Source organism: Actinotalea sp. C106, from assembly GCF_023630195.1.
Classification (GTDB): Bacteria; Actinomycetota; Actinomycetes; order Actinomycetales; family Cellulomonadaceae; genus Actinotalea.
In genome coordinates this window covers 1-11,834 of the sequence record NZ_JALPKN010000084.1, presented here as the reverse complement: position 1 = coordinate 11,834, position 11,834 = coordinate 1, and the positions used below count along the sequence as shown (strand labels likewise).

The 11,834-nt window shown below is 72.8% G+C and carries 15 protein-coding genes; 9 read left to right on the top strand and 6 right to left on the bottom strand.

Annotation, left to right across the window (positions count from 1 at the left end):
• From L0B03_RS07815 to L0B03_RS07805, 3 genes are all read right to left on the bottom strand, one after another.
• A partial coding sequence (locus L0B03_RS07815) for an ATP-binding cassette domain-containing protein (protein WP_250445251.1) occupies positions 1 to 436 on the bottom strand: 436 nt, incomplete at its 3' end.
• Positions 433 to 816, bottom strand: coding sequence for a transcriptional regulator (locus tag L0B03_RS07810; RefSeq protein WP_308200024.1), 384 nt, complete (start codon positions 814 to 816; stop codon positions 433 to 435). The genes L0B03_RS07810 and L0B03_RS07815, both read right to left, overlap by 4 nt.
• Positions 816 to 1,556: a hypothetical protein gene (locus tag L0B03_RS07805; protein WP_250445250.1), complete on the bottom strand. Its 741-nt coding sequence runs from the start codon at positions 1,554 to 1,556 to the stop codon at positions 816 to 818. Before L0B03_RS07805 ends, L0B03_RS07810 begins: the two co-directional genes overlap by 1 nt.
• A gap of 180 nt (positions 1,557 to 1,736) precedes the next feature.
• Here L0B03_RS07805 and L0B03_RS07800 point away from each other — a divergent pair, with 180 nt between their 5' ends.
• Positions 1,737 to 2,567 (top strand): CPBP family intramembrane glutamic endopeptidase, encoded by an 831-nt coding sequence (locus tag L0B03_RS07800; RefSeq protein ID WP_374204907.1) that lies wholly within the window; start codon positions 1,737 to 1,739, stop codon positions 2,565 to 2,567.
• Complete coding sequence (locus L0B03_RS07795) at positions 2,564 to 3,040, top strand: hypothetical protein (protein ID WP_250445249.1); 477 nt, start codon at positions 2,564 to 2,566, stop codon at positions 3,038 to 3,040. The genes L0B03_RS07800 and L0B03_RS07795 overlap by 4 nt, the downstream gene beginning before the upstream one ends.
• Before the next feature lie 121 nt (positions 3,041 to 3,161).
• Here L0B03_RS07795 and L0B03_RS07790 read toward each other — a convergent pair whose 3' ends face one another.
• Positions 3,162 to 3,818, bottom strand: a complete 657-nt coding sequence (locus tag L0B03_RS07790) for a hypothetical protein (RefSeq protein ID WP_250445248.1) — start codon at positions 3,816 to 3,818, stop codon at positions 3,162 to 3,164.
• 124 nt (positions 3,819 to 3,942) lie between these two features.
• Here L0B03_RS07790 and L0B03_RS07785 point away from each other — a divergent pair, with 124 nt between their 5' ends.
• The gene (locus L0B03_RS07785; protein ID WP_250445247.1) at positions 3,943 to 4,734 is read left to right on the top strand and encodes a L,D-transpeptidase; all 792 of its coding nucleotides are present in this window, start codon (positions 3,943 to 3,945) and stop codon (positions 4,732 to 4,734) included.
• A gap of 128 nt (positions 4,735 to 4,862) precedes the next feature.
• Here the strand turns inward: L0B03_RS07785 and L0B03_RS07780 are convergent, their stop codons facing one another.
• Together L0B03_RS07780 and L0B03_RS07775 are read right to left on the bottom strand one after the other, a co-directional pair.
• Entirely contained in the window at positions 4,863 to 5,210 is a 348-nt protein-coding gene (locus L0B03_RS07780) for a hypothetical protein (RefSeq protein WP_250445246.1), read from the bottom strand.
• A gap of 86 nt (positions 5,211 to 5,296) precedes the next feature.
• The gene (locus tag L0B03_RS07775) at positions 5,297 to 5,605 is read right to left on the bottom strand and encodes a hypothetical protein (protein ID WP_250445245.1); all 309 of its coding nucleotides are present in this window, start codon (positions 5,603 to 5,605) and stop codon (positions 5,297 to 5,299) included.
• A 653-nt stretch (positions 5,606 to 6,258) separates the two neighbouring features.
• Between L0B03_RS07775 and L0B03_RS07770 the strand changes: the two genes are divergently transcribed.
• The 6 genes from L0B03_RS07770 to L0B03_RS07745 form a co-directional block, all read left to right on the top strand.
• Positions 6,259 to 7,770 carry a sensor domain-containing diguanylate cyclase gene (locus tag L0B03_RS07770; protein ID WP_250445244.1) on the top strand — a complete coding sequence of 504 codons (1,512 nt, stop codon included), beginning with the start codon at positions 6,259 to 6,261 and terminating at the stop codon, positions 7,768 to 7,770.
• Positions 7,771 to 7,780: 10 nt separating this feature from the next.
• Positions 7,781 to 10,270 (top strand): lysylphosphatidylglycerol synthase transmembrane domain-containing protein, encoded by a 2,490-nt coding sequence (locus L0B03_RS07765; RefSeq protein WP_250445243.1) that lies wholly within the window; start codon positions 7,781 to 7,783, stop codon positions 10,268 to 10,270.
• 4 nt (positions 10,271 to 10,274) lie between these two features.
• Complete coding sequence (locus L0B03_RS07760) at positions 10,275 to 10,502, top strand: hypothetical protein (RefSeq protein WP_250445242.1); 228 nt, start codon at positions 10,275 to 10,277, stop codon at positions 10,500 to 10,502.
• A 124-nt stretch (positions 10,503 to 10,626) separates the two neighbouring features.
• Positions 10,627 to 10,830 carry a PLD nuclease N-terminal domain-containing protein gene (locus L0B03_RS07755; protein ID WP_250445241.1) on the top strand — a complete coding sequence of 68 codons (204 nt, stop codon included), beginning with the start codon at positions 10,627 to 10,629 and terminating at the stop codon, positions 10,828 to 10,830.
• Positions 10,831 to 10,835: 5 nt separating this feature from the next.
• Positions 10,836 to 11,534 (top strand): ABC transporter ATP-binding protein, encoded by a 699-nt coding sequence (locus tag L0B03_RS07750; protein ID WP_250445240.1) that lies wholly within the window; start codon positions 10,836 to 10,838, stop codon positions 11,532 to 11,534.
• A gap of 2 nt (positions 11,535 to 11,536) precedes the next feature.
• The coding region (locus tag L0B03_RS07745) for a hypothetical protein (protein ID WP_250445239.1) at positions 11,537 to 11,834 on the top strand (298 nt) is incomplete at its 3' end.

The window sequence follows — 11,834 nt, the reverse complement described above, 5'->3', positions numbered from 1 at the left end:
CGACCGCGAGCCGGCGCTTCTGCCCGCCGGAGAGCCCGCCGGTCTGGCGGCGGGCGAGGTCGGCGACGCCGAACATCTCGAGCAGCTCGCCGGTGGGTACCGGGTTCGGGTAGTGGCGGGCGACGAAGTCCACGACCTCGGCCACGCGCAGGGTGGGGGGCAGGCCCGTCTCCTGCGGGGTGGTGCCCAGGCGGGCGCGGGAGGCCGGGTCGCGCGGGTCGCCGCCGAACAGGCGCACGGTGCCGGAGTCGGGCTTGCGCAGGCCGTTGACGAGGCTGATCAGGGTGGTCTTGCCGGCGCCGTTGGGGCCCAGCAGGCCGAGCAGCTCGCCGGGGCGAACGGTCAGGCTGACGTCGTCGAGGGCCACGGTGGCGCCGAAGCGGCGGGTCACGTGGTCGAGCTCGACCACGACGGGCGGGGTGGTGGGGCTGGTCATCGAGGCTCCTGGGCCGGGGTGGTCGTGGCGGGCGCGGTGGTCGCCGCCGTGCCGTCGTCGGGCGAGGTGAGGTCCTGCGGTGGGGTGAGCAGGGCGCGCAGCTGGGTCATGTAGTTCTCGAAGGCACTGCGTCCCGCCCGGGTCGCGCCGACCTGGGTGGAGGGGACCCTGCCCTGGTGGCCCTTGATGGTCTCGACGTAGCCGGCGTCCTCGAGCTTGCGCAGGTGGGTCGAGAGGTTGCCCGCGGTCGCGTCGAGGAGGGCCTGCAGGCGGGGGAAGGTGAGGCGGCTGCCGTCGGGCAGGGCGGTGAGGGTGGTCATGATCCGCAGGCGGGCCTGGGTGTGGATGAGGGGGTCGAGGTCCCCGGGGGTGCCAGCCATCAGCGAGCCACCGTCGGCGTGTCACCCTGCGTAGGGGGCACCTCGCGGCGGCGGCGTTGCACGTGCTCGGCGGCGGCCCCCAGCAGCATCCCTCCGCCTCCGGCGAAGGCCATCACGAGCAGCATGTGCGGCTGCCCGACGACGGCGGCGACGACTGTCACGCTCGAGATCCACGCGCCCAGCCTGAAGCCGGCACGGTCCCCCCAGACGGCGCCGCCCACCATGTAGAGCGCGCCGACGATCAGTGAGGACGTGACGGTCATGACGGTGCTCACGACCTCGGGGCTCGCGTCGAGCCGACCGAGGGCGAACGCCAGCACGCCGACCCCGGTGAAGGACAGCATCCAGGCCCACCCGTACATCTCGCCCTGGGTCGCCGAGGTCCCGCGCACCCCCGCCGTTCGCCGCGCGATGTGCACGGCGGTCACCACCCCGGCCGAGACCAGCAGACCGAAGAAGATCAACCCGGCGGCGATCTGAGGCATCTGGACCGGCGGGTCGTCGACGGCCGCGAGCCACATCGCCAGGAACCCGATCACCCAGGCGACGCCCCAGGCTCCGTAGAGGACTCGACCGTCGACGTCGGTCGCGGCCCGCACCCGATCCTGCTGGGCGGCGACGAGCGCGGCGACCTGGGCGAGGTCGAGAGGCTCGTCGTCGGCCAGCGCGTCATCGGGGAGTGTCGGGCCGTCGGGGGCGGGGGTGGTCCGCCCGGTGCTGCGGGTCGGGTCGGCGGTCATGGGTCCTCCGGTGGGCTTCGGCACGTCGGTTGCTGCTGGCCGCTCGCACGGCAACTACTTTGTACTGCAAACTGCTTTGTCCACAGTGCACCGCTGGGATCCGCGCGTCAAGCGGTCAAGGTGTCCACCTCGGTCGACGACGTCCAGGAACCGTCCAGCCCGCTCCCGTAGCGTTGCCCCGTGCCCGCCGAGTCCACCCCCGCCCCGGACCCCGCCCCCGCTGCTCCGAGCAGCGACGCCGCCGTCCTACCGCCCGCGCGACGGCGCCGTCTGCGCGCCGAGGTGTGGATCGTGCTGGGCCTGTCCCTCGGGCAGTCGGCCTTCTACGCGGCCCTGCGCCTGGTCGAGCGGCTCACCCGTGAGCAGGCCCTCTCCCAGCAGACCGCGACCCTCAACCCCACCCGGTCACCGCGCCCCTACCTCGACCTGACCTACCAGGTGGCCGGCATCGCATTCGCGCTGGTGCCCGTGGCGCTGGCCCTGTACCTGCTGTCGGACCACGGTCGGTCCTCCCTGCGGCGCATCGGGCTGGACGGCTCACGCATGGGTCGGGACCTCGGCGTCGGTGCCGGGCTCGCGGCCCTCATCGGCATCCCCGGCCTCGCCTTCTACCTGGCGGGGCGGGCCCTGGGCCTGAACGTGCTGATCAACCCGGCGGGGCTGGACGCCTACTGGTGGACCGTGCCGGTGCTCATCCTCGCGGCCCTGCAGAACTCCCTGCTCGAGGAGGTCGTCGCCGTCGGGTACCTCATGGAGCGGTTGCTCGAGCTCAAGTGGTCCGTCCCCGCGATCATCGCCGCGAGCGCCCTGCTCCGTGGGACCTACCACCTGTACCAAGGACCAGGGATGGCCATCGGGAACGTCGTGATGGGCGTGGTCTTCTCCTGGTACTACCTCCGACGGCGGCGTGTGATGCCGCTGGTCGTGGCGCACACGGTGCTCGACGTCGTGTCCTTCGTCGGGTACGCGGTGCTGCCGGCGGAGTGGCTCGAGGTGCTCGGGGTCGCATGAGCGAGCGATGGCAGGGCTGGGCTGCGCGTCTGGACGACCCCGACCTGCCTCCGTCCATCGCTGCGGCGGTGGCGCGCGACGGCACCACTGAGGAGCGGCACGCCCTCGCGGCCAACCGGACGCTGAGCCAGGACGTCCTCCTCACCATCATCACGACCGACGAGCCGGAGATCGCCAGCGGGCTGCTGCTGAACTACGACCTCCCGGCGGAGATGGTCGACCTCCTGGCAGAGCGGTTCGCGCTCGCCGACGACGTGGCCTCGGGACACCCGAACGCCTCCCTCGCACGGAAGATGCGGCAGCCGGTGGGAGAGCTCACCGGCCTGGCGCTGCACCGGTTCTTCCTGGCGGTGCGGGCGAGCGAGGCCGAGCAGCGGCAGGTCCACGCGGCGATCGACCAGGACGCGGGTCAGACGCTGGCAGCGGCGTGGGGTGCGGTTCGACGAGCGGGGCCGGACCGGCCGGTCCGATGACGCGACTCCGGCGCCGGCCGGGAGCACGGTCGTGCGGATCCGCCTCGAGCGCTCACCTTCCCCGAACGACAGCACGAGGGCCTCGCTGCGACGTGCAGCGAGGCCCTCGTCGGTGGTCGGTTCAGCCGGTGAAGGTCGGCTGCGCGACGACGGGCCGGGCAGGCTCCGCCGGCGCCTCGGCGGCCGGGGGCTCCTCGTCGACCGGCTCCTCCTCGGGGACCTCGTCGGCGAGCAACTCGTAGGAGAGCACCGACGAGCCAGTGAGGCTCAGTGGCTCTGCCATCGTCAGCCACAGGACTGCGGCGGCGTCGGTGTCCAGGTCGAGTTCGACGTCGCCGAGGTCCTCACCGACCACGGTCTCGACCACGTAGTCGACGTCCGCCTCGGCGGGCTCGCCCTCGAGCTCGAGCAACCCGTCGGACACGAGGCTCAGCTCGGAGATCTCGTCCGTGTACAGGACGACCCCGAGGGCATTGACGAGGCACGGCCCGTCCTGCTCCTCGACTGCCGTGATGGTGACGGTCTGCGCCTCGGGGTCGACGTCGACCTCGACGGCCCCGCAACCGGCTCCGGACAGCTCGGTGTCGAGATCGTCGGCCGTGAGCTCGACGCCGTCGCCGGGGGTGACGCCGTCCGCGTAGAAGAAGTTGAACTCGCCGTCGGCGTCCGCGACAAGGACCTCGATGTCGACCGGGCCCTCGAGGGCCACGGCAGCGGACGCGCCAGCCGCGACAAGGACGCCGGCACAGGCGCCGGCAGTGAGGGTACGGAACTTCACGGGGACTCCTTCGATCATGGACGGACGACGACGTGCATGCTTCCAGGTCGAGGCCGCCCGCACCAGCCCCGAACAGCCTGTTCCCGGGGCCTTCTCGTGGGCGCCCGCCGGTAGTTTGTGGGGCATGCGCCTCTTCCCATCCGGTCGCACGGCAACCGTGCTCATCGCCTGCGTCCTGCTCGCCGGCTGCTCCGGGGAGCCTGCGCCGGCCGAGACCCCCCGCCCGCAGGCCCCGACGTCGAACCCCGCTACCGCAGTGCCGAGCCCGGCCCCGGAGCCCAGCGCTGACGAGCCCACGCCGGAGTCCGTCATCGCGACGGCGAAGGGTGAGACCGTCGACATCTACGCGGAGGCGGGAGCGGACGCGCCGGACCGGCAGCTGTCGGCCGAGCAGGTCGTGTCGCTGCCGGGGAGCATCCCGCTCACCTTCCTCGTGGCCGACCGCAGCGAGGACTGGGTGCAGGTCCACCTGCCCGTGCGACCGAACGGCTCCACCGGGTGGGTCCGCGTGGGCGACGTCCGCCTGTCCGCCACCGACTACCGCATCGAGGTTCGCATCACCGAGCACCGCCTGCTGCTGCATCGCGGTGACGACGTCGTCCTCGACGTCCCGGTGGGCGTCGGGCGCGACGAGGTGCCCACCCCGGGCGGGGTCTACTACATCAAGGAGCTGCTGCAGCCGCCCGAGCCCGGTGGGCCCTACGGCGCGTACGCCTACGGGCTCTCCGGCTACTCCCCCGTCCTCGAGCAGTTCGCCGGGGGCGAGGGGGTCATCGGGATCCACGGGACCAACGAGCCGGAGTCCGTGGGGACGGACGCGTCGCACGGATGCATCCGCATGAGGGACGAGGACGTCACGCAGCTCGTCGAGGAGTTCGGCCTCCCCCTGGGAACACCCGTCGAGGTCCTCGCCTGAGCGGGGCGGTTCTGTCCAGGCGGTCGGAGTCGTCGACCTACCGCATCCGATGCCGCTGGTCGTCGCGCACACGGTGCTCGACGGGGCGTAGAGGCTCGTCTGCGTAGACGGCGAGATGCCCGGTCCAGCTACGTACGCACCGCGCCCAGGCTGAGGTCGAGCATCGCGTAGATCCACAGGACGGCGACGAAGCCGAGCGGGAGGAGCCAAGCGCCCCACGCGAGCGTCATCGCGCGCCGAGCCGGCATCCCCGCACGACCCGCCTGGTACATCAGATATCCCCGTCGGAGCCCCAACGGATCAGGCTTGGCCTGTCGAGCCGTCGCTCCGTCAGCTCTCAGGTGCGCCTCGTACTCATCGCCGTGCCGCCCAGCAAGACGCATGAGGCCGATGAGCGCGATGCCAGTCGCGACGAGGCCGAGCGGCTGCCACTCGCCACCATCCGCCAGCCAGGTCGCCGTGATGCCGATCGTCACCGCGACGCCGCCCGCCGTCGACAGCGCTATCGCCCTCGCCCCCTCCCTCCGGGCATTCGAGCCATAGCCTTGCGAAGAGCCACGCATCAGCGTGTCCCGTCATGGAGAGGGATGGGCCGCACCTGGTCGACCGTCCAGAACTCCCGGAAGGACGGGCGACGGATGCTCTGCGCGACCGCGTCCACCTCGACCAGGACATCGCGCACGCTGAGGCAGCCAGGGCCAACAGACCACCTGCCACGGGTCCGGTCACGGGTCAGGCCGGGGAGCTCCCCGTCGAGCGCCCGGACCGCAGACTCGACGGTGCCCGGCGCCACCAACGTCGCCGACGCAGTCTTGCCTGCCCGGCGCCGCGCCCATGCGTCACCGACGAGGGCGCCCAAGACTTCGCTCACCGGGGCAGTCTGCCGCCATCGAGTCGCCATGACTACGGGACACGTCGCCGGCCTGGGCTTCGAGATCACCCGTGCAACCCCTGCGCGGTGGTTGACACCGAGCCAGGTCATAGCTAACTTCCGCTCACGACGTGCCAACTGTGACAGGTCGCTCACAAGGGCAGGCGCGACCACCAAGGCCTCCGCCAGCATCACGCACCTGCAAGACGGGGCTCGTGTCGTCGCAGGCGTCGTCTGATGTGGCGCCGGCTACGAAAGGTCAACGCCTGATGGGGGTGTGACAGTGGCTTCCTGGCCGCTTTCTGCGCAGTGGGCGCTCTTGTTCCTGATCGGCGGGATATTCCTCGGCAGCTCCTGGTGGCTGGCGGTCGCACGAGCACCAGCCAGCGTCGGTGAACCCACGACGTGGAAGGGGCGGCTCCGGACGTTCGTCGGATCACTTCGCTTCGCCGACTGGGCGATGATCGCCCTCCTCGTGGCGTTCCTCGTCCCACTCGCGATCCGAACCCTCTCGAGCACGTAGCCTGGCCCACATCGAGGCACGAGAGTGCACTTCGCGGGCCCCGGGCCTCCCGCCCGCGCCGGGTCACCCATCGGGGTGACCCCCCGCCCGTTCCACTCAGTCCCTGCGCCCCGACGCCGATGAGACCGACGTGCCCGTCCCCCGCCATCTTGCGCGCATCCCGCTGCTGCTGGGGACCGTCGCGCTCGCGGGCCTGGGCTACGTCGTCTTCTCCTTGCTGCACGAGCGAGGGCTCGTCACCGGCAGCCCCTGGGTGCTCGCACTGCTGGTCCCCCTCATCGGCCTCACGGCCTCGGCCCAGGTGCACCGGCTGATCGGCCACGGACCGCGTGACCAGCGAGCCGGCCTGCGCCTGACCGTCGGCATCGCCTACCTCGCGGCCTTCTGCTGGACCGCCGGCTGGAGCTTCCTGCTTCCGGCGACCGCGCTCATCGTCGCCGTCGTGCACATCAAACGCTCGGGCAGCCGGTGGTGGCGACCCGCGGCCATCATCACGAGCGTCTTCACCGTCGCTGGCCAGGTGGGGGTCGAGCTCGGCTGGCTCGCGAGCGTGGTCAAGCCCGTCAACGGTCACGTCGGTGCCGCGTGGCTGCTGGTGCTCGCGTGGCTGGCCATCGCGAACATGGGCCGGGCGGTCGCCGAGCAGGAGCGCTCCGAGAACGCACTGGCCCGCACCGAGGCCCGCCTGCGCGCCCTGATGGACAGCTCGGACGACGTGCTGACCGTGAGCGACCGCAGCGGGCGGTTGACCTACGTCAGCCCCGCCGTCGAGCGCGCCATGGGTCATCCCGGGGACCAGCTGGTCGGGTCGCCGCTGCTGGACATGGTCGACATCGAGCACAGAGAGACGGTCTCGGCCCGCATTGCCGAGGTGGTCGCCGCCGGTCCCGGGAGCCGCGCCTCGGCCGACGTCCTCGTCGTCCACGCCACCCAGGAGCGCCGCTGGTACGAGTGGAACCTGCACAACCTGCTCGACGACCCGCTCGTCGAAGGGCTCGTGGTCGACCAGCGGGACATCACCGACCGCCTGCTGGCCTCCGAGGCCCTCGCCCACGCCGCCGCGCACGACGTCCTCACCGGCCTGCCCAACCGTGGTGAGCTCATGCGCAACCTCGAGGTCTGCCTGCCGCAGGTGGGCCCCGGAGCGGGCATCGCCCTCCTCTTCGTCGACCTGGACAAGTTCAAGGAGATCAACGACACCCTCGGCCACGCCGCCGGGGACGAGCTGCTCATCGTCGTCGCCCGCCGCCTGCGGTCCTCCCTGCGCCCGCACGACCTGCTCGCCCGCCTCGGCGGCGACGAGTTCTGCGTGATCCTCACCGAGATCCGCGACCAGGCCGAGGTGCAGGGCGTCGTCGAGCGGCTCGAGGTGGCCGTCTGCCAGCCCGTGGCCCTCGGGGCGGGCATGGCCGCGGTCGGCGCGAGCATCGGTGTGGCCCTCGCGGTCGACGAGGTCCGCGACCCCTCAGCCCTGTTCGCCGAGGCCGACGCCGCGATGTACGAGGTCAAGCGCGCCCGCAAGGCCGCGCGCCCAGGCACTGCGCCGCGACTGGTCGGACCGGGTGACGTCCTGCCCCAGCAACGCGTCGCCCCCGTTCCACGTGCCGCAGGTCCGCGCCGTCGGGACCTTCGCTCGTCCTAGACTCGCGATCATGTCGAGCCCGTCACTCCGCGGCCGTGTCGGCCTCGGTGGACGAGGACCAGCCGATCATGGCGTCCGCATCGTCGACACCCCCGCGATCCGGGTGCACCGTCCGGTGGACCTGGTCGCCGCGGTGGCCGCCGCTCTGGGCATCGCCCTGGTCCTGGTCCTGGCGGTCTACGCCCAGGGCACCACCACGGGCCTGACCGAGGACGTGCGCGGGTTCGCCTCGCTGCTGCGCCGCATCCTCTTCGTCCCCGTGACGGTCCTCGAAGGGCTCATCACCTTCATCGCCCCCCTCGCAGTCCTCACCGAGCTGGTGCTGCGACGGCTGGTGCGGCAGGCCCTCGAGGCGATCGCCGCGGCCGTGGTCGCGACCGCCCTCGCCCTCTTCGCGACCTGGCTGATCACCGAGGTCGGCGCGCAGGAGATGCGCGACGCGCTCAGCGTGTGGTCCCGCGGGCTGCGGGTCGTGACCATCCCGGCCCTGCTCGTGGGGACCGCCGCCCTGCTGACCGCGGCCGGGGCGCGCAACCGCCGTCGCACGGTGATGTGGTCGTGGAACCTGCTGTGGATCGGCCTCGGCATCGCGGTCATCACCGGGCTCGTCACCCTGCCGGGCGCCCTCATCACGGTGCTGCTCGGTCGCGTCGTCGGGCTCGGCACCCGCTACCTCTCCGGGGTGCAGAGCGAGCGGGCCTACGGCGCCAGCCTCGTCAACGGCATCCGTCGCGCGGGGTTCGAGCCCCGTCGCCTCATCCGGGTGCGCGGCGTCTCGGCCGACCACCCGGGCGGTGACGAGGAGCTCGCCTCGGACCTCGCCGCCGTCGCGATCACCCGCTACGGCGACAACCGCGTCTACGCCATGACCACCACCGACGACGAACGCCTCGACGTCGTGGTGCTCGACGGGGACCGCCAGGTGGTCGGTGCCCTCGCGCGGTGGTGGCGGTCCTTCCGGCTGCGCGGCATCGACGGCCGGGCCGTGGTGTCCCTGCGCCAGGCCGCCGAACGCGCCGCGCTGCTCTCCTACGCGGCGTGGTCGGCCGGGGTCTGCACCCCGCGCCTGCTCGGCATGGCCGAGGCCGACGACTCGATGATCCTCATCCAGCGCCACGCCCACGGCGCCGTGCCGGTGCGCGACCTGCCCGTCGACGAGCTGGACGACGACGTGCTCGACGCCGTGTGGGAACAGCTGCGCGTCGCCCACGCCGCCGGGCTCGCGCACCGGGCCTTGACGGCCGACGTCGTGCTCGTCGACCGTCGCGACGCCCCCGTGGCCTTCCTCACCGGGTGGGAGTCCGGGGACGTCGCCTCCTCCGAGCTCGCCCGTCGGCTCGACATCTCCCAGCTCCTCGCCCTGCTGGCCCTGCGCGTAGGGGCCGAGCGCGCCGTCGGCGCCGCGTCTCGCGTGCTGCCCGACCCGGACCTCACGGCGGTCGGCCCGCTGCTGCAGACCATCGCCCTGCCCCGGGCCACCCGCGAGGAGGCCCGCAAGAGCCGGGGGGTGCTCGCCGAGGTCCGTGAGGCGCTGCTCGCGCGACTGCCCGAGGCCGAGATCGAGCCCGAGCGGCTCGTGCGGTTCGGCGCCCGGACCGTGGTGACCATCGCCCTGACCGTGGCGGCCGCCGTCGTGGTCATCACGACGATCAACTTCGCCGAGATCAGCGCGGCGCTCGCCACGGCCCAGCCGCTGTGGGCCGCCCTGGCCTTCGGGCTCGGGCTGCTGACCTTCTTCGGCTCAGCCCTGGCCCTGGTGGCCTTCGCGCCAATCCGGCTGCCGCTGTGGCGCGCGACCCTCGTGCAGACCGCTGCGGCCTTCGTCGCCCTGGTGGCCCCGGCCGGCGTCGGACCTGCGGCCCTCAACCTGCGGATGCTGACCCGGCGCGGGGTCGCGAGCCCCCTCGCCGTCGCCTCGGTGGGCCTGGTGCAGGTCTCGCAGTTCATCACCACGGTGCTGCTGCTCGTGGTGCTGTCCCTGGTCAGCGGCACCGACACCCCCCTGCGCATCCCCTCGACGACGGTGATCGCCGCCCTCGGGGTCATCAGTCTCGCGATCGCCGCGGCGATGCTCGTGCCCCCGTTGCGGCACTGGATCGCGGCCCGCGTCCTGCCCCTGTGGCGCCAGACGTGGCCCCGTCTGGTCCAGATGCTCGGCCAGCCCCAGCGCTTCGCCCTCGCGGCCGTCGGCAACATGATCATGACGATGAGCTACCTGGGTGCCTTCGCCGCGGCCCTCGCTGCCTTCGGTCGGGAGATGTCGCTCATCGACCTGGCCCTGATCTACCTCATCGGCAACGCCGCCGGGGCGCTGGTGCCCTCCCCCGGCGGCCTCGGCACCGTCGAGATCTCCCTCATCACCGGCCTCACGCTCACCGGCGGGGTGCCCGCGGCCATCGCGACCTCCGTGGTGTTCCTGTTCCGTGCCCTGACCTTCTGGGCCCGCGTGCCCATCGGGTGGTTGGCGATGCGGACCCTGCAACGGACCGGGGAGCTCTGAGGGCGTGGGATCGCTGGGGTTCAGCTACCGCGACCGCAAGGACGGCACCGTGGTGGTGCTCCGCGACGGAGCGGCCGTGACCGTGCTGCGGGGCGGGCGAGCCGCCCAGTTCCTCGACGAGGTCGCAGGCGACGAGGACCACGCCCAGCAGGTCATGGCGCGGTGGACGGGCAACTACCGGCGGGGCAACGAGCGGACGGCGCGGAACCACCCGCGGAACTCGGGGCGCTAGGCGACGAGCACCGCGGCGAGGGCACTCCTCAGGAGACGTCTCCCGCCCGGTACGGTTCCCTCGGGGCGTCGCGCTCCACCCGCCAGCCCCTCGGGCCGGCGTGCACCGCAACCTCGGGAGCCTCGTGGAGATCCTCGTCCTCTTCCTCCTGCTCGGCCTGGCCGCGGTCGTGCTCTTCGTCATGGCCCTCATGGGCGTGGCCCGTGCCCGTCACCTGGAGCCCGTCGCCAAGGCCATCTGGGTGGTGGTGATCGTCATCGCGCCGCTGCTCGGGCCGATCGCCTGGTTCATCGCGGGCGCGCACCCGCCCCGCCTGTACGAGTCCTGACCCCGGTGGCCGCGCAGCCCAAGACCCCCGACCTCGTCCACGCCCGCGGCCTCGCCGTCGGGTACGGGGCGGACGCCGTCTGCCCGCCCCTGGACCTGCGCCTGCGCGCGGGGCAGGTGCTGGCGGTCATCGGGCCCAACGGCGCGGGCAAGTCGACCGTGCTGCGCGCGGTGCTGGGCCTGCTCGAGCCCCTGGGCGGCACCCTCGAGGTGCTGGGCCGGGAGGTCGACGAGCGCTCGGTGGACTTCCGCGCCCGCGTGGCCGGGGTGCTCGACGACGACGCATGGTTCCCCGGCCTGACCGCCCGCGAGCACCTGCTGCTGACCGCCGCAGGCCACGGCGTGCGCAACACCTCGACCGTCGTCGACGCGATCCTCGAGACCTTCGGGCTGACCGACCACCAGCACGGGGTGCCGTCGGCGATGTCCTCCGGGCAGCGTCGGCGCCTGCTGCTCGCCGCGGCCTTCGTGCGCCCCCGGGACCTGCTGGTCCTCGACGAGCCCGAGGCCCGCCTGGACACGAGCATGCGCCACGCCCTCGCCGAGCTGATCCGCGGGGAGGCCGCCGGCGGCACCGCCGTGCTCCTCGCCACCCACGACCCCGTGCTCCTCACCGCCCTCGGGGCCGACGCCGTGCACGTGGGAGCGACCCGCTGCACGCGCCTGAGCACCGCCAAGGCCGTCGCCACCATGTCCCAGGACTGAGCGTGGCACCCGTGCAGATCGAGCTGCGGCCCGAGGGCGCCCCCGAGGGCCGGGAGATCCGACGCGTCACGGGCGAGATCCAGGGCGCGCGCGAGGGCCGCGGGGCCGGCCGCGTGGCCCTCGAGGTCTGGAACGCGGTGACGATCATCGTGCTCAGCGGTGCCTTCGTCGCGGGGGTCGCGACCGTCCTGCAGGACGCCGTCCCGGCCGAGGACGCCGCCGAGGGCGGGCTGCTGCTCGGCCCGGTCCCCGCGGGCCTGCTCCTCGCCGTCGCGGTCGGAGCACTGCTCAGCCTCGCCG